Annotated in this window: 16 protein-coding genes; 7 read left to right on the plus strand and 9 right to left on the minus strand. The window is 64.4% G+C overall.

Annotation, left to right across the window (positions count from 1 at the left end; genetic code table 11):
* Positions 1-119: 119 nt before the first annotated feature.
* Positions 120-713 (minus strand): GcrA family cell cycle regulator, encoded by a 594-nt coding sequence (locus RAZWK3B_RS16775; RefSeq protein ID WP_007817236.1) that lies wholly within the window; start codon positions 711-713, stop codon positions 120-122.
* Between the two features lie 126 nt (positions 714-839).
* Between RAZWK3B_RS16775 and RAZWK3B_RS16780 the strand changes: the two genes are divergently transcribed.
* Positions 840-1643, plus strand: a complete 804-nt coding sequence (locus RAZWK3B_RS16780) for an ABC transporter permease (protein ID WP_007817237.1) — start codon at positions 840-842, stop codon at positions 1641-1643.
* Between the two features lie 4 nt (positions 1644-1647).
* Here the strand turns inward: RAZWK3B_RS16780 and RAZWK3B_RS16785 are convergent, their stop codons facing one another.
* Positions 1648-1995 carry a hypothetical protein gene (locus RAZWK3B_RS16785; RefSeq protein ID WP_037296142.1) on the minus strand — a complete coding sequence of 116 codons (348 nt, stop codon included), beginning with the start codon at positions 1993-1995 and terminating at the stop codon, positions 1648-1650.
* Positions 1996-2044: 49 nt separating this feature from the next.
* Here RAZWK3B_RS16785 and RAZWK3B_RS16790 point away from each other — a divergent pair, with 49 nt between their 5' ends.
* Together RAZWK3B_RS16790 and RAZWK3B_RS21255 are read left to right on the plus strand one after the other, a co-directional pair.
* On the plus strand, positions 2045-2998 hold the full coding sequence (locus RAZWK3B_RS16790) for an SDH family Clp fold serine proteinase (protein WP_232279557.1): 954 nt from the start codon (positions 2045-2047) through the stop codon (positions 2996-2998).
* A gap of 128 nt (positions 2999-3126) precedes the next feature.
* Entirely contained in the window at positions 3127-3279 is a 153-nt protein-coding gene (locus RAZWK3B_RS21255; RefSeq protein ID WP_007817240.1) for a hypothetical protein, read from the plus strand.
* 179 nt (positions 3280-3458) lie between these two features.
* Here the strand turns inward: RAZWK3B_RS21255 and RAZWK3B_RS16795 are convergent, their stop codons facing one another.
* From RAZWK3B_RS16795 to RAZWK3B_RS21260, 5 genes are all read right to left on the minus strand, one after another.
* Positions 3459-4853 carry a hypothetical protein gene (locus RAZWK3B_RS16795; RefSeq protein WP_037296158.1) on the minus strand — a complete coding sequence of 465 codons (1395 nt, stop codon included), beginning with the start codon at positions 4851-4853 and terminating at the stop codon, positions 3459-3461.
* A gap of 94 nt (positions 4854-4947) precedes the next feature.
* A complete protein-coding gene (locus RAZWK3B_RS16800; protein ID WP_007817242.1) occupies positions 4948-8037 on the minus strand; it encodes an efflux RND transporter permease subunit in 3090 nt (1029 codons plus the stop codon).
* Positions 8034-9143: an efflux RND transporter periplasmic adaptor subunit gene (locus RAZWK3B_RS16805; protein ID WP_007817244.1), complete on the minus strand. Its 1110-nt coding sequence runs from the start codon at positions 9141-9143 to the stop codon at positions 8034-8036. The genes RAZWK3B_RS16800 and RAZWK3B_RS16805 overlap by 4 nt, the downstream gene beginning before the upstream one ends.
* 57 nt (positions 9144-9200) lie before the next feature.
* Entirely contained in the window at positions 9201-10316 is a 1116-nt protein-coding gene (locus RAZWK3B_RS16810) for a glycine cleavage T C-terminal barrel domain-containing protein (protein ID WP_007817245.1), read from the minus strand.
* A 245-nt stretch (positions 10317-10561) separates the two neighbouring features.
* Positions 10562-10891 carry a hypothetical protein gene (locus tag RAZWK3B_RS21260; protein ID WP_157132292.1) on the minus strand — a complete coding sequence of 110 codons (330 nt, stop codon included), beginning with the start codon at positions 10889-10891 and terminating at the stop codon, positions 10562-10564.
* A gap of 46 nt (positions 10892-10937) precedes the next feature.
* Between RAZWK3B_RS21260 and RAZWK3B_RS16815 the strand changes: the two genes are divergently transcribed.
* The 4 genes from RAZWK3B_RS16815 to arsB are packed head-to-tail and all read left to right on the plus strand — an operon-like array spanning position 10938 to position 15065.
* Positions 10938-11798: an arsenate reductase/protein-tyrosine-phosphatase family protein gene (locus RAZWK3B_RS16815; RefSeq protein ID WP_007817249.1), complete on the plus strand. Its 861-nt coding sequence runs from the start codon at positions 10938-10940 to the stop codon at positions 11796-11798.
* The gene (locus tag RAZWK3B_RS16820) at positions 11795-12793 is read left to right on the plus strand and encodes an ArsJ-associated glyceraldehyde-3-phosphate dehydrogenase (protein ID WP_007817250.1); all 999 of its coding nucleotides are present in this window, start codon (positions 11795-11797) and stop codon (positions 12791-12793) included. Before RAZWK3B_RS16815 ends, RAZWK3B_RS16820 begins: the two co-directional genes overlap by 4 nt.
* Positions 12790-14061, plus strand: a complete 1272-nt coding sequence (arsJ, locus tag RAZWK3B_RS16825) for an organoarsenical effux MFS transporter ArsJ (protein ID WP_007817252.1) — start codon at positions 12790-12792, stop codon at positions 14059-14061. The genes RAZWK3B_RS16820 and arsJ overlap by 4 nt, the downstream gene beginning before the upstream one ends.
* Positions 14058-15065: an ACR3 family arsenite efflux transporter gene (arsB, locus tag RAZWK3B_RS16830; RefSeq protein WP_007817254.1), complete on the plus strand. Its 1008-nt coding sequence runs from the start codon at positions 14058-14060 to the stop codon at positions 15063-15065. Before arsJ ends, arsB begins: the two co-directional genes overlap by 4 nt.
* An 11-nt stretch (positions 15066-15076) precedes the next feature.
* On the opposite strand, the gene RAZWK3B_RS16835 is transcribed toward arsB, so the two are convergent.
* The gene (locus tag RAZWK3B_RS16835) at positions 15077-15865 is read right to left on the minus strand and encodes a GntR family transcriptional regulator (protein ID WP_007817256.1); all 789 of its coding nucleotides are present in this window, start codon (positions 15863-15865) and stop codon (positions 15077-15079) included.
* On the minus strand, positions 15858-16982 hold the full coding sequence (locus RAZWK3B_RS16840) for an alpha-D-ribose 1-methylphosphonate 5-triphosphate diphosphatase (protein ID WP_007817258.1): 1125 nt from the start codon (positions 16980-16982) through the stop codon (positions 15858-15860). The genes RAZWK3B_RS16835 and RAZWK3B_RS16840 overlap by 8 nt, the downstream gene beginning before the upstream one ends.
* Between the last annotated feature and the right edge of the window lie 91 nt (positions 16983-17073).

Consider the following 17073-nt stretch of genomic DNA (forward strand, 5'->3'; position numbering starts at 1 on the left):
ATTGAGCGCAGCAACGTATTTCGCGAAAAGCTGTGAGCCAGGTTTTTCGGGAAACGCTTTAAAAAAGGCGCGCCGGACCGAACCTGACGCGCCTTAATTCGTGATTGTGCAGGTCGCGATTAGCGCTTGCGGTCGCGACGGCTGCTCATGGGTTGGAAGGCCACGCCCACATGCGCTTCGCAATAGGGTTTGCCGGATTGAACGGGCAGGCCGCAGAACCAGAAATCCGGTGTCGCGGGGTCGCCCACAGGCCATTTGCAGGTTCTCTCGGTCAATTCCATGAGCGTGAGTTTCATCGCTTTCTTCTCGATTTCACTGACCTTGGCCAAAGCTGCGGGGTCGATCTCGTTGGTCGAGGGCTGCGGCGGCAGGGGCTGCCCGGCCGGAATGATCTGTTTGGCGCGCGATACCGGGGCTTGCGGTGCCGCAACCGACACCTCCTTGGGTTCTGGTGCGGGCTTGGGTTCGGCCTTGGCGGCGGGCTTGGTTGTTGCCTTGGACTTGGCCTCGGCCTTGGCGGTGGGCTTGGCCTTGGGGGCTGTCTCGGCGCCCGACGCTGCCGAGCCGTTTCGGTTCGACAGTCCAAGCCGATGCACCTTGCCTATTACGGCATTGCGCGTCACGCCGCCGAGTTCCTTGGCGATCTGGCTGGCCGACTGGCCTTCGCTCCAGAGTTTCTTCAGAAGTTCGACGCGTTCGTCGCTCCAGGACATGGTGGCTTCCTATCTCAAAAGGCGGCCGGTTGCCCGCGCCGCCCTGCTTATTCCGTAGTCGCCCTATTCTAATCACTCGTCAGTAAGTTACAAGGCGTCGAATCATCAACGACCGGAGGGCACGGCATGGCCGAGATCAGCAACATGGGCACACGACGTTTCGGACGCGTGAACTGGCTGGGATTATATACGCTGGCCGTGCGTGAGATGCAGCGTTTCATGGCGGTTTGGACCCAGACCTTGCTTGCCCCGCTGGTAACGGCGGGGCTGTTCATGGTGATCTTCTCGATTGCGATCGGCCCGCGCCGTGGCGATGTCATGGGGGTGGATTTCACGACGTTCATTGCTCCGGGCATTCTGATGATGACCGTGATTCAGAACGCATTCGCCAATACATCGTCTTCCATCGTGATCTCGAAGGTGCAGGGCAATATCGTGGACACACTTATGCCCCCGCTCAGTGCGGGAGAATTGGTTCTGGGCTACATGGCCGGTGGTGTCGGACGGGGCGTGCTCGTGGCACTGGCCATTGCTTTGGGTCAATTCGCGGTTCTGGGGTTGGTCCCCGCGCACCCCATCTGGATGATGGTCTTTGTGGTGCTTGGCGCGGCGTTTCTGTCGGGCCTCGGCATGGTTGCAGGGATTTTTGCCAACAAATTCGACCAGATGGCGGCGATCACCAATTTCGTGGTCACGCCTCTCGCTTTCTTGTCGGGCACGTTCTATTCGGTGCAGGCATTGCCGCCCGTGTTGAACGAGATCACCCATTTCAACCCAATTTTCTACATGATCGACGGGGTGCGCTATGGGATGATCGGTGTGTCCGACAGCTCGCCCTGGCTGGGGCTTGGCGTCGGTATCGGGGCGACGCTCGCCATTTCGATCACCGCATTGTGGATGTTCGCGCGTGGCTATCGGCTGAAGGCCTGAGCGCTCAGCTGCACAACCGTTCGGCCCGTTCGCCATAGGCGCGATACGCCGCCCAGAAGCGTTCGTCACTGGCGCTATCGGATTGCCGGGTATCCTGTGCAAGCTGCGGATTGCCGTAAAAAGCCACCGCGCGGCGCTGTTGCGAGCCGGTCAGAGTCTGGTCGGCAGCGGCCTGGATGCAGCCGCAAAGCGCGCGCGAGCGGGCCTTTCGATCTGATGCGAGACAGGCCTGATTGATCGGACCGGATGCCATCGGGACACCGCCGGATGGGCCCGAGCCGCCACGGAACCTGTCACCGCCGCCGCATCCTGCAAGAAGTAACGTCAAACCAAGGATAATCGCCTGTCGCATCGTGTTCGCCTCTTTGCTCGGGATCCGGTGCGGTTATCGGCCCGCCTGCATGGTCCCGCTCGTTCTTTACCTGCAGGATCATTGCCCGAACAGCGGAATTTTTCAATTCACAAGGTGGCGCATTGCTGCAAGACTCAATCTGATTTTATTGATGGATAAACGGCCCGGAGGCCTTATGGAATTTAGCCTTTCGACGATTTTCTTCTTGTTTTTCATAGTGATGATCCTGCAGCCTGTTCTTATGGGGCGCATTTTCGCCTTCCGTCGTGAGCAGGCGATCCGTGCGATCGAGCGCAAACGTCGCAGCCGTGTGATCACCATGATTCACCGTCAGGAGCGGCGCAGTTTCTTCGGGGTCAATGTCAGCCGGATGATCGACCTTGAAGATGCGCAATCCATCATCTCGGCGATCAAGGCCACACCTGCCAATACGCCGATCGACCTGGTCCTGCACACACCCGGCGGGCTGGTGCTCGCGGCCATGCAGATCGCCCGCGCGGTCGAGACGCATCCCGCAAAAGTCACTGTTTTTGTTCCGATTTATGCGATGTCGGGCGGTACTCTGATCGCACTTGCCGCTGATGAAATCGTGATGGGAGAGTTCTCGATGCTGGGGCCAATCGACCCGCAAATAATGGGGATTTCCGCAGCTTCGATCATCGCGGCGCGGGACGCCAAACCAATCGAGCACGTCTCGGATGTGGCACTGGTTTTGGCGGATGTCAGCGACAAGGCCATCGCGCAGGTGGTGAGGGGGGCGGTGGAGATTATGACGCCGAGGATGGAAAGGGGGAAGGCGGAGGAGCTGGCGAAGACCCTGGCGTCGGGGACATGGACGCATGATTATGCGCTGACACCGGCCGAAGCGCGGGAACTGGGGCTCGAGGTGACGGTGGGGATGCCGTCGGAAATACTTGATCTCATGAAACTTTTTCCGGCGCCGGTGAAACAGAGCGCGGTGGAGTTCCTGCCGTTCGACCCGCCGGGCAAGAAGCTGGGCTGACCCCGGACAGGCGCGCAAGAGATGGGTTAACCACAAAAAACCGGGATCGGTATCACGTCGGTATGACGTCGGTATTGCGTCGGTACGAGGCCGCCGGATCGCGCCGGTCAGCGCCTCGCGCGCAGCGGATGGTACGAAACACCCCCCTCTTTGGTACGGGCTGCCGCGGCGGCACGCAGCCTGACAGGATCACCACTGTCACCAAACTTTTCGCGGCGCCGGTGAAACAGAGCGCGGTGGAGTTTCTGCCGTTCGACCCGCCGGGCAAGAAGCTGGGCTGACCCCGGACAGGCGCGCGGGAGATGGGTTAACCACAAAAAACCGGGATCGGTATCACGTCGGTATGATGTCGGTATCGCGTCGGTACGGGGCCGCCGGATCGCGCCGGTCAGCGCCTCGCGCGCAGCGGGTGGTCCGAAACACCCCCCTCTTTGGTACGGGGCCCAGGCGGCCCACAGGCTCAGAGGCTGGCATAAAGCGCCACCCAGCCTGACAGGATCACCGCTGTCACCAGAGCATAGGCGCCGTTCCAGCGCAGCCCGACATGGCGCGCGCTGACGCGTCCGAACGAGCCGATCAGGAGTGTCGTGGCGGTGAAGGGCGAGGTCACCCCGGTCAGCGCCCAACCCGAGGTGATCGCCACGATGATCGCGTTAGGGGTGACGCCCAGATCGGCGGCTTCCGGGATCAGGGGCGCCAGAAGCGTCACGGTCAGGATCGGGTTCATGCCAAGCTGTCCGGCCAGTGGGATAATCCACACGAAGGAGATCAGCAGAAGCGGCGCAGGCATGCTGGCAAGGTCGAGGCCGATGCCCATCAGCACAGGTCCGAGCAGGGGCGCGCCGACGGTGCCGATATAGCCGGCCATCATCAGCAGGATGATTTCGCCCCGATAGGCGGGAAGCTCGACAAAGGCATAATCGGCCACCCGTCGCCCGACGCCCGGCGCATCGGGCTTGCCCCGGGCCTGCAGCGCGAGCCAGAAGCCGGCGATGACCGGAACGATCACCAAGACAAGCCCGACGATCCTGATGCCGGTGGCGGCATAGAGCACCGCGATGCTGGTGACGAGGATCGCCAGCAAAAGCGCCAGAGGCAGCATCAAGGCCCATGTGCCCTCGGGCATCTGGCGAACCGGGGCAGGGGCGGAGAGTTTCGGCTTGAAGGCCGCATCGAGCACCCAGCCGGTTGCCGCCAATACGAACGATGTGACAAGGCCGGGTAGGACCGCCAGCGCCCAGCTTGTTCCGGGGATGAGGGCCGTGGAAATGGCGACCGCGAAAGACAGCGGCGACCATGGCAGGGCCGATGTGAAGGCGCGCTGGATCGCCAGCAGCATCCGGCGGGTGCGGTGGCGGCGGATTTCGGGGTCTTTTTCCTCGTTTGCGCTGGTGGTGGCGAGGCTGCCGAGCAGGGCAATGGCGCCGTAGTTCAGCAAGAGCGCGAACATCTGCCCGCCGACCGTGAGCGCGAGATAGCGCCGGCCGGGCGGTTGCTGGGCCAGAAAGCGGCCACTGGCACGAATCGCGGGCGATGTTTCGGCCACGCTGCGCAGGGTGGCGAGGGCCGTGAAGAACGCGGTGATGAAGGCGGCGGTCATCAGGCCACGGTGCATGATGTCGCGCCAGTCGGGATTGGTGGCGATCAACGCCGCACTGAGCGCCAGAGCCACCACCGCGAAGAGATAGCGGCCCGCGCGGACCTGCAGCGCCAGCACCAGCGTCGTCAGGATGACCAGCCATGGCAGAACGGTTTCGGCCATGGTGCTGGAGGCCCAGACCGAGAGGATTTCGAGCCCGGTGATGGCGACCAGAAGGCCGCCTGTCAGTCTGTTTGATGTCGCCGAAGGTTTCATGTTGCGCAAGTCATGCGGAGAAACGCGGCGCTGTGCAAGCTGATGCGCAAGATGAACGGGCGGACGGATGCGCCGGGCCGCCGGAAGGGAGCGGTCAGCGGATGTCGGCGCGGGCTGCGGCTTCAAGCTCGCTATCAAGTGCTTGCCCCGAAGAGGCGCGCGATGTGGTGGCGCCGCTGACCAGAGCATAGGCGGCAGGCGTCAGGAACAGGGTGAACACCGCCGCCAGCCCGAGCCCGCCGACGATCACCCAGCCGATCGAGGCGCGCGCCTCGGCGCCGGGACCGGAGCCGAGGATCAACGGCAGGCCGGACATCACGGTGCAGATCAGCGTCATGGCGATGGGGCGTAAACGGGCCTGAGCGGCCTCGAAGGCGGCGTCGATCACCGGGCGCCCCGCATCGCGGAGCTGATTCGCGAATTCCACCAGCAGGATGCCGTTCTTGGCCATGACCCCGATCAGCATCAGAATTCCGATCTGACTGTAGATATTGACGGTCGTGCCGGTCAGAAGCATCGCATAGATCGCGGCGCAGACCCCGAAAGGCACGGTCAGCATCACCACCAGCGCGCTTGTCAGGCTTTCGAATTGCGCGAGCAGCACCAGAAAGACCACCAGAAGTGCGATCACATAGGTGGCGGCCAGCGCCGATGAGGTTTCATCGAGCGTTGCGGCTTCGCCCAGAAAGATCAGGCCGATCCCGTCGGGCAGGCGGTCCTGAGCCAAGGCGCGGACATCGTCGATCACCTCGCGCAGGGTCACGTCGGGTGACACCGAGGCGTCGATTTCGATGGCGCGGCGCTGGGCGTGGCGGTCAAGCTCGGCGGCGACGCCCTGTTCGCTGAAGGTGACGATCTGGCTGAGCGGGACAAGATCGCCGGCGTCGGAGCGGATGGAGAGGTTCAAAAGGTCCATCGGATCGCGCACCGCGCCGGCGCTGGATTGCAAGAGGATCGGAATGGCCTGATCGTCGATGGTGAGCTCGGCGATCTCGTCTTCGTCGATGAGCGCGCGCAGGGTGTCCGAGAGGGTCGACATCGGCACCTGCAGGTCCGAGGCACGCTGGCGGTCCACCGATATGCTGAGTTGCGGCTGTGTCGCCTGATATTGCACGCGGATGCCCGAAAGGCCGGGGATTTCGGCCAGATCGAGGGCGAAGGCATCGGCGGCAGAGGCGATGTCGGGATAGGCGGGGCCGGTGAGCGCGATGGACAGCCCTCCGCCAGAGCCTCCCCTGACGCCAAGGCTGTTGCCACCCGCGATGCGGGCCCGCGCGCCGGGCAGGGTTGCCAGATCGCCGCGGATCGCATCCTCGATCTCGGCCTGGGAGGTGTCACGCTGCTCCCAGGGGACGAGGCGGATGCCGACGCTGCCGCGGTTGAGGTCATAGCGCCCGGTGATCGAATAAAGCCCCTCGGCCACGCCTTGATCCACATAGGGGCGCAGCAGCGCTTCGACGCGGACCACCTGCCGGTCGGTATAGTCGAGACCGGTGCCGTCGGGGCCTTGCATGCGGACGGTGACCGCGCCACGATCCTCGGGGGGGACGAGTTCCTCGCCAAGCTGGCCATAGGCGAAAAACGCGCCACCGGCCAAAAGGCCCGCGCCGACAAGGGTGACGAGGGGCGCACGGATCATCGGGCGGATCAGCGCGGCATAGAGCGCCGCAAGGCGCGCGCCGAGGCCCGACATCAGCCCGCCGCTCTGCCCGAGGCCGCCCGAGACCGACGCCAGCATCGGGCAGATGGTCAGCGCGACGAAGGACGAGATCGCCACGGTCACCGCCAGCACGAAGCCGAATTCGGTGAACAGGCGGCCGGCGTCGCCGGGCAGGAAGGAGATCGGCACGAAGACCGCGATCAGCGTGAGGGTGGTGGCGATGACGGCGAAGAACACCTGAGAGGCGCCGAGCACGGCGGCGGCGCGGGGGGCCATGCCGTCCTGGCGGCGGCGCTGGATGTTCTCGGTGACCACGATGGCGTCATCGACCACCAGCCCGGTGGCGAGCACCAGAGCCAGAAGGGTGATGAGGTTGATGGAAAAGCCCATGAGCCAGATCCCCGCGACCGAGCCGACAAGGGCGACCGGGATCGCGACGGCGGGGATCAGGGTGGCTGACAGGCGCCCGAAGAAGAGCCACATGACGCCGATCACGATCAGGAGGGCGGCGCCCAGTGTCTTGAGCACTTCGGCGATGGCGCCACGGATGAAGACCGCGTCGTCACTGGTGACCTGGAACCCCAGATCGGGAAAGCGCTGCCGGAGCTGCGAGATTGCGCCCTGAACCTGATCGGAGATGCGCACGGTGTTGGATTGCGCCTGCCGGACGATGCCGAGATTGATGACCAGCCGCCCGTCAAGGCGCGCGACACTGCTGGGGGTGGCGAGGCCGAAATAGACATCGGCCACATCGCCCAGACGGATCCGGTCGCGCAGCATCAGGTCCTCGATGCGGGCGGGGTCGGCGACGGTGGCGTCGGCGCGCACCAGCACTTCGAGAGGACTCGACGAAAAGCTGCCGACCGGCACGTCGAATTGCGCGGCGCGCAGCACGTTTGCCACCTCGCCGATCGACAGGCCGAACGCGGCCAGACGGTCGGGCCGGACCGCGACGCGCAGGACGCGCTGCCGGTCGCCGAACAGCACCACATCGGCCACACCGTCGATGGCGGTGAATTCAGGCACCAGAGCGTCCTCGACCAGCCGGGTCAGAGCGTCGATCGAGCGCGCTTCGCTCCAAACGGCGATATTGACGATGGGATCGGCGTCCTGTTCGGATTTGACCACAAACAGATCCTCGACCCCGTCGGGCAGGCGGTTTTCAACGCGGCTCACGGCCTCGCGCACATCGTTGGAGGCATTGGCCAGATCGCGGTCGGGGCTGAATTCGACGCGCATCCGGAAATTGCCCTCCTCGGAGGAGGTGCGCACCGCCTGCACGCCGGCGACGCGGGCGACGGCGCCTTCGACCACGGAGGCCAGTTCGGCATCGACGGTGGTGGGCGAGGCGCCGGGGAAATTGGCCCGCACCGACACCACGGGCCGATCTACATCGGGCAGTTCGCGCACTTCGATGCCCCACAGCGCGCCGATGCCCGCGATCATGATGAGCAGGCTCATCACCGCCGCCAGATAGGGGCGGCGCACGCTGAGATCGGGCAGGCCGCGACCGCGCGTCATCATGAGTTGCCCACGTCCGTCGTGTTCAGGACGGTGACCGGGATGCCGGGGCGCAACCGCTGTGTGCCTTCCACCACGATCGGGTCGCCGGTGCTCAGCGGGCCATCCACCACCACCATTCCGGCCCGCCTGCGCACGAGGCGCACCTCGACCTGTTCGACCTTGCCCTCGGCCACTCGCCAGACATGGAGCGCGCCGGACGAGAATTGCAGCGCCAGTTCCGGCACCGCGGGATAGGTCTTGCCCGGCAGATCGAGCCGCAGCGCGAAGGATGCGCCGGGGCGCAGCCTATCGGCGGTATTGTCGATTTCGGCGCGGATGCGGGCGGTGCGGGTGATCGGATCGACGCGGCTGTCGATGGCGGTGATCTTGCCCTCGAAGCTGCGCCCTTCGACGGCCGGGGTGGTGGCGGTCACGGCAAGCCCCTGGGAGATGCGGCCCAGAAGCGCCTCGGGCAGATCGAATTCCACGAGGATGCGGCTGCGGTCATCGAAGCTGCCGATGGCGTCATCGGTGGCGATCCGGTCGCCGGCTTCGACAAGGGCCAGACCGGTCACGCCATCGAAGGGCGCGCGCAGCGTTCGGTCGGCCAGATCGGCGTGGGCCTTGTCAAGCTCGATGCGGGCCACCTTGAATTCGGTCTGCGCCTCTTCGAAGCGGGCGGTGGCGGCAGTGCCGGTATCCTGAAGCGTCTGGTAGCGGTTACGCTCGGAGGTGGCCCGGTCCAGCTGCGCCTCGGCCAGGGCGACGGCAAGGCGTTCATCGCTGTCGTCAAGCTGCATGAGCGTGTCACCGGCGGCGAATTTCGCGCCGGGCGCGATGGCCAGCGACGTGATCTCACCGCCCGAGGGGGCGCGCAGGGTGATCGAGCGCAGCGCGAAGCTGGTGCCGATCACGGAAAAGGTCAGATCATCCGAGACGGCCTCCACATCGGAGACGATGACCGGGGGACCGTCGTTTGCGGTGGAGGGGGCGCTGTCTTGCGGTTGGGCGGCTTGCGCGCCTGTCCAGAGGGCCGCAACCTCGGTCCGGTAGTGCCACGTCAAGGCTACCGCAGCGATCAGCGCCGCAGACATCGTGAGCTGTTTCCAGATGGCAATCTTTTGCATGGTCGCGCCCGTTGTCCCGTCTGTCAGCTTAAAAACATAGGGCAAGGCGCCACGAAGTCACCTGATGAAGGGTATCGGATGCAGCTCCGCGCGCCAGATGCTGTCTTCGATCCGCAGGTCGAAATGCTGCGCGCTGTCGGCCAGATCGGCCCGGATGAGGCCAAGGCCGATGGTCTTGCCCATGCGGCGGGACTGCACCAGTTCGCTGACAGTGCCGACGGTTTCACAATCCAGCATCAGGGGAACGGGATGGCCGGGCAGGGGCGGCGCGCCTTCAACCACAAGACCGACGCGGCGCCGGGCCGGAGGGGCGCCAGCGAGGCGCAGAAGGGCGGCGCGACCGATGTAATCAAGATCACTTTCCAGATCGATCAGCGGGCCGAAGCCCATCTCGAACGGGGTGGCGCGATGATCCTGCCAGCGCATGTCGGCCCCATAGGACATGAGCCCGCTTTCAATCCGTTCGATATCGTTGGGCGCGCCGGGGCCGATGCCGAAGGGGGCGCCGGCCCCTTTGACCTTGTCCCAAAGTTCGCTGCCGCGGGTGGCGTCCTTGAGGTAAAGCTCGACCCCGCCCTGTTTGGACCAGCCCGAGCGCGCCAGAACGAGGGGGATGCCGTCCAGCGATGTCTCGACAAAGGCGAAGGGACGCATGCTGCGGACCTCATCGCCGAAAAGGGCGGCGGCCACATCCATCGCAAGCGGCCCCTGAATGGCGAGAGGAGAGACATCGGGCTCGGTTATGTGGACATCCCAGCCTTTTTCACGCGCGATGGCCGAAGCCCAGAGGTGAATGTCGCTGTCGGCCACCGAGAGCCAGTAGCGCGTCTCGTCGAATTTGAGCAGCACCGGATCGTTGATGAGCCAGCCGTCGTGATCGCACAGCGGGACATAGCGACCCTGACCGGGGCGGGTGCCACCGAGGTTGCGGGGCGTGAGATACTGCGCCAGTCGCCCTGCGTCGGGGCCGTCAAGTTGCACCTGCCGTTGGGCTGCGACATCCCACATGGCAACGCCGCTCAGCAGTCGGTCGTATTCGGCGTCGGGATCGCCGAAATGGGCCGGAATATACATGTGATTGTAGACCGAGAAGGAGCGGACGCCATCGCGGACCGTGGCATCGAAATAAGCGGATTTGCGGATGTTCGGTCCGATGCCGATCGAGAAACTCAACGCGTGTCCTCCGGATAGGGTGCATGACTTGGCTTAGAACATTGCGAGCGGGAGATGTGCAAGCGGGGTGAAGGGAAGGCTCAGGATTGGGGACGAACGCCGGGCAGAGCGGGCAAGGTCGCACTGATGCGGTGGCACAAGGGTTCGGTGGCCCCAGAACCGGTCACAGCATGGGGCGAAGGATCGCAGGTGATCGAGGATGCGCAGACTGGTGCCTGCAACGGTGCAGATGCGCTGCGGAGGCCTTAGCCTTGATCGCGTCCCATGGAGGCGAGAAGGGCGAAGATCAGCCCGCTGACAGCAATCAATCCGATCAAAATCACAGCACTCGACATCGAAATCATCCCAGGGTTGTCACGGCAATAGGTATGAGTTTGCGGCAGAATCAGGCGTTGCCGCAACTCTCCGGGTGAAGTGTGATCCGGACCTGTTGCTGAAATGTTAACATCATCGGCGGAATTTGACTGATGCGCGGTGTTTTCTGGTCGATGGCGACAGGACGGTGGTCTGAGCGGGGGCGAAAAGCGCCTAAGGCTGAGTATTTGTTTCAGGTCGGGTCGGGCGAACTTTGTCATGAAAGTTTCATGTGTAAAGCGTCACTAATTCCATTATTCGTGAAATATGGAAAAAGTGATTCTCTCCCGTCTTGACGTGTTGTCCCATCCGGGGCGCATGTCGGTATTTCGTCTGCTGATGCGGCGCTATCCCGATGCGGTGCCTGCCGGTGAGGTGGCGCGCGCGCTCGAGATCAAGCCCTCGACGCTGTCGGTCTATCTGTCGGCGCTGTCGGCGGCGGGATTGGTCAGCCAGCGGCGCGAGGGCACGTCGTTGCTCTATACGGCAAGGACCCAAGCGGCGGGCGAGATCATGGATTTCCTGTTCAACGATTGCTGTCGTGGGCGTCCTGATGCCTGCGTTTCCCTTTCCGGAGCTTCTGAAAAAGGTATGCCCGCCATGTCCGACCGCAACTACAACGTGCTGTTCATCTGTACCGGCAATTCCGCCCGGTCCATCTTTGCCGAAACGCTGCTGCGCGCCGAAGCCGGGGACCGGTTCGACGTCTATTCGGCGGGCACGCGTCCGCAATCGGAGTTGAACCCCTTCGCGCTCGAGGTGCTGGAGGCCAAGGGCCATGACATTTCCGGGCTGCGCGCCAAGAACGTGTCGGAGTTCACCGGGCCGGATGCGCCGGTGATGGATTTCGTGTTCACCGTCTGTAATCAGGCCGCCAACGAGGAGTGCCCGGCATGGGACGGCCAGCCGATCAGCGCCCATTGGGGGATGCCGGACCCGGTCAAGGCCGAAGGCACGGATGCCCAGAAAAGCCTTGCGTTTCAGCAGGCTTACGGCGCGTTGCGCAACCGGATCCTGGCCTTCACGGCGCTGCCGCTGGAGACGCTGGACCGGATTTCGTTGCAAAAGGCCGTGGATGATATCGCACGCGATGCGGGCGCGGATGATAAGGACGAGGTGTCGGCATGACAGTCTATGCATTGAACGGGCTTGGCCGCGTGGGCAAGCTGGCGCTGCGTCCGCTGCTGGAGCGCGGCGCGCAGATAGCCTGGATCAACGATGCGGTGGGCGATGCTGAAATGCACGCGCATCTGCTGGAATTCGACACGGTGCATGGCCGGTGGGATGCCGCCTTCGGGCATGATGAGAGCAGCGTCACGGTCGACGGCACGCGGCTGCCCTTTGTCGGGGCGTCGCGGATCGAGGATCTGCCGCTCGAGGGTGTCGATGTGGTGATCGACTGCACCGGCGTCTTCAAGACCGAGGCGAAGCTTGCGCCCTATTTCGAGGCGGGTGTGAAGAAGGTCGTGGTGTCTGCCCCGGTCAAGGACGGGGATGCGGCTAATGTGGTCTATGGCGTGAACGAGGCGATTTACGAGCCTGCGCGCCACCGGATCGTGACCGCGGCCAGCTGCACCACCAATTGCCTTGCGCCGGTGGTGAAGGTGCTGCACGAGAACATCGGCATCCGCCACGGCTCGATCACCACGATCCATGACGTGACCAATACCCAGACAATCGTGGACCGTCCCGCCAAGGATCTGCGGCGGGCAAGGTCTGCGCTGAATTCGCTCATTCCGACCACAACAGGCAGCGCCACGGCGATCACGCTGATCTATCCAGAGCTGACCGGGCGGCTGAATGGCCATGCGGTGCGGGTGCCGCTGCTCAATGCGTCGATCACCGATTGCGTGTTCGAGCTGGAGCGCGAGACGAGCGTGGAGGAGGTCAATGCGCTGTTCAAGGCGGCGTCGGAGACGGAGCTCAAGGGTATTCTGGGCTATGAGGAGCGGCCGCTCGTGTCGGCGGATTACACCAATGACACACGCTCAGGGATCGTCGATGCGCCCTCGACCATGGTCATTAACGGGACGCAAGTGAAGGTCTATGTCTGGTATGACAACGAGATGGGCTATGCGCATCGTCTTGTCGATGTGGCCTGCATGGTCGGGACCGCGCTGTGAGCCAACGCCCCGAAGGACTGTCGGCCTATATCGCGGTGACGGCGGCCTATTGGGCCTTCATGCTGACCGATGGCGCACTGCGGATGCTGGTGCTGCTGCATTTTCATACGCTTGGCTTCAGCCCGGTGCAACTGGCCTATCTGTTCGTGCTCTACGAGATCGCGGGCATGGTCACCAACCTGTCGGCGGGCTGGATCGCGGCGCGGTTCGGGCTGACGGCGACGCTGTATGCGGGGCTCGGGCTTCAGGTGGTGGCGCTGCTGGCGCTGACGCAGCTTGACCCGGCTTGGGCGCTTGGCGCGTCGGTCGCCTATGTGATGGCGGTGCAGGGGGCCAGCGGGGTGGCCAAGGACCTGGCCAAGATGTCGTCGAAATCGGCGGTCAAGCTGCTGGCGCCCAAGGGAAATGGCGGGCTGTTCCGGTGGGTCGCGATCCTGACGGGATCGAAAAACGCGGTGAAGGGGCTGGGATTCCTGCTGGGGGCGGCGCTGCTGGCGGTTGTGGGGTTCGTCTGGGCGGTGCTGGCGATGGCGCTGGTGCTGGCGGTAATCCTGTGTGCGGTGGTCCTTGCGATGCCGTCGGGGCTGCCGCGCGGACGCAAGGGGGCGAAATTCTCGGAGGTGTTTTCCAGCGAGCGGAACGTCAACTGGCTGAGTGCGGCGCGGGTGGTGCTGTTCGGGGCGCGCGACGTGTGGTTCGTGGTCGGCATCCCGATCTATTTCTACGCGGTGCTGTCGGATGGCAGCACGGAGGGCAACCGGGCGGCGTTCTTCATGATCGGCACGTTCATGGCGGGGTGGATCATTCTTTATGGCGCGGTGCAGGCGGCAGCCCCGAGGCTTTTGAGTGCCGCCACCCGCCCCGAGGCTGAGCTGATCCGCGCGGCGCGCGGATGGGCGGCGGTGCTGTGCATCGTGCCGGCGGTGCTGGCACTGGCGGTTGGCCTGTCGGAGGGGCCGTCACCGGGCCTGACGGCGGTGGTGGTCGCGGGATTGCTGGTGTTCGGTGGGCTGTTCGCGGTGAACTCGGCGTTGCATTCCTATCTGATCCTGGCGTTCACCCGCGATGAGCGGGTGACGATGGATGTGGGGTTTTATTACATGGCCAATGCGGCGGGCCGGTTGATCGGAACGGTGCTGTCGGGGCTGACCTATCAGGTCGGTGGTCTGGCCTTGTGCCTTGCCACGGCGGCGGTCATGGTCGGGCTGAGCGCGCTGGCGGCGGGCCGACTGGAGCCGCAGAATCATCAGGCGGAAACACGGGCATGAGCAGTTTCGAACGGTATCTGAGCCTTTGGATCGGGGCGGCGATGATCGCCGGGATCGTGATCGGCACGCTGGCGCCGGGGCTGGTGGGGATGATTGCCGCCGCCGAGTTCGCGCGCGTCAACCTTGTGGTGGCGGTGCTGATCTGGGCGATGGTCTATCCGATGATGGTGGGGGTCGATCCGCAGCAATTGCGCCATGTGTTCCGCCAGCCCAAGGGGCTGGGGATCACGCTGGCGGTCAACTGGTTGATCAAGCCGTTCACCATGGCAGCCCTTGCGGTGCTGTTCTTCGAGGGCGTTTTCGCCGATCTGATCGCGCCCGAGGATGCGCAGCAATATATCGCCGGGCTGATCCTGCTGGGGGCGGCGCCCTGTACGGCGATGGTGTTCGTGTGGTCGCAACTGACCCGGGGGGACGAGAATTACACGCTGGTGCAGGTCACGCTGAACGATGTGGTCATGGTCTTTGCCTTCGCGCCGATCGTTGCGTTTCTGCTGGGGATGACGGATATCATCGTGCCTTGGGAGACGCTGGTGCTGTCGGTGGTTCTGTTCGTGGCGCTGCCGCTGGCGGCGGGGCTGCTGACCCGAGCGCGGCTGCAAAGCGAGGCGCGGATCGAGGCGTTCAAGGCGCGGGTCAAGCCGTTCTCGATGGTTGGGCTGATTGCGACGGTGGCGATCCTCTTCGGGCTTCAGGGCGATGTCATTCTGGAGCGGCCGCTGGTGATCGTGCTGATCGCGGTGCCGATCCTGTTGCAATCCTACGGCATTTTCGCGGTGGCCTATGCGGCGGCATGGATCATGAAGGTCCCGCACCGGATCGCGGCGCCCTGCGCGCTGATCGGCACGTCGAATTTCTTCGAACTGGCGGTGGCGGTGGCGATCAGCCTTTTCGGGCTGAACTCCGGTGCTGCGCTGGCCACGGTGGTGGGGGTGCTGGTGGAGGTGCCGGTCATGCTGTCGCTGGTGGCGTTCGCCAATCGCACGCGGCGCGGCTTCGGCTGATCGGATGCGCGTCAGCCTTCGGGCGAGACGAACACGAATTCCACGCTGGCCATGGCCCAACACCCGCGATTGTATTCGATCGCCGCGCCATCCGCCGTGCGGTTGATCGCGGTGACATGCTGCACCGGGGTCTTGGCGTTGATGCCGAGGATCTCGGCCTCGTCCGGTGTGGCCAGCCCGCCGCGCACACGGGTTTCGGCGCGGCGGAACCACGGGATGCCCGACGCCTTGTAGACCGCGCTGACGGATTGCAGCCGCTCATAAAGCCGTTCGAAATCGGGGAAGCGGTGGGCTGGCAACTCCTTGCGGGTGAAATAGATCGGCGCGCCATCCAGCAGCCGCATCCGGTGCAGCACGATCACCCTGTCGCGCGGTGACAGCCCAAAGAGGCGCGTGGCCTCGGGGCTGGGTGCTGCACGTTCGAGCCTTAATGTGCGCGATGTCACGTCCTGCCCGCAGCCGATCAGAGAGTCGGAAAACCGCATGTCGTTCTGGATCACGAAGGCGCGGGGCGTCTGGCGCACGAAGATGCCGACGCCCTTGCGGGCCTGCAGCTTGCCTTCGCTTTGATGCAGGGCCAGTGCGCGGCGCATGGTGACGCGGTTGACGCGGAACATTTCGGCCAGTTGCACCTCGCCGGGCAGTTTGGCGCCCTGTGCGACAAGGCCGCTGTCGATGGCCTCGGACAGCCTGTCGTAGATCTGCAGCCAGATCGGGCGCAGCGCGCGGGCCTCATAGGGCTGCTGCGCCAGCGCCAGAAGAGAAGAGCTGCCTCTTGGGGCGACGGATGCTTCAGCCACGATCCAGAACCTTTCTGCCGTTCACGAAGACTGCCCGAATGTGACGCGTCTGTTTGTCCACCACAAGCAGGTCGGCGCGTTGACCCGGCGCAAGCGTGCCGCGATCCTGCAGCCCGACCGCCGCTGCCGGGTTGGCGGATATCAGCGCCCAGCCTTGGGCCAGAGGCAGCACACCGGCATCGTGCAGGCGGAAGACCGCATGGAACGGGGCGGGATAGTAATAGTCCGATGCCAGAACGGTGCAGAGCCCCGCAGCGATGGCCTGCGTCGCGCATAGCGCGCCATTGTGGCTTTCGCCGCGCAGCGCGTTGGGCGCGCCGAGGACGACCTGTTCGCCCGCATCGCGCGCGGCGCCCGCGGCGTCGGCGGACATCGGGAATTCGGCGATGGTGACGTTGCGCGCGCGTCCCGTCAGCCGGTCTTCGACGGTCATGTCGTCATGCGACATCACGGGGCGGCCAAGTGCCGTAGCCCTTTCGCAGATCCGATCGGTGGCGGCGGGCACTTCGGTGCGGCGGTCCCAGATGCGGTTGATCTCGCGCTTGGCGTCGGCGGGCGAGAGGTGCATGCGCGCCGCCATCCGCTTGAGCTTGGCGCTGTCGTCGTCGAGCGCGCGGTTGGCGGTCGTATGATCGTTGAGCGACAGGATGTCGCCGGGGCGCGCGGCCAGCCAGCCGATCACCTCGTCCACGTGATCGATCGCGAAGGTTTCCCACCGGATATTGAGCCGCGTGTCACAGGCAAGGCGTGGGGCGATATCGTTGAGCGAGGCGACCAGCGCGCGCGATATCGCGATATCGCGCAGGCCCGGTTCCCAAGACACCGTCAGCGCGTGATAGCCGGTGGTGATCCCGTTGGCGATCATCTGGGCATCGGCCTCGGCATAGGCGAGGGCATGGGGGAAATGCACGCCGGGGCGGGGCTGCACGATGGATTCGAACCCGTCGCCATGCAGATCGACGATGCCGGGCAGGATCCACGCGCGGCTTGCATCGAAGCTCTGCGCGTCATCGGAGCGGTCGGCGGTGATCCGTCCCCCGGCCAGATGCAGATCGGTGTCGGTGAAGCCATCGGGCAGCAAGGTTTCGCCGCCGGTGAGTGTCCAGGCGTTGGTCATTGGGTCTTTGGTCTCCGTGTCACGAAAGTGTCAATCGAATCCCTTATGCATCGCTTGTGTGACGTTCCTGTATACACAACCTTGGACATCT

The organism is Roseobacter sp. AzwK-3b (assembly GCF_000170875.1).
GTDB classification, from domain to species: domain Bacteria; phylum Pseudomonadota; class Alphaproteobacteria; order Rhodobacterales; family Rhodobacteraceae; genus Roseovarius; species Roseovarius litoreus.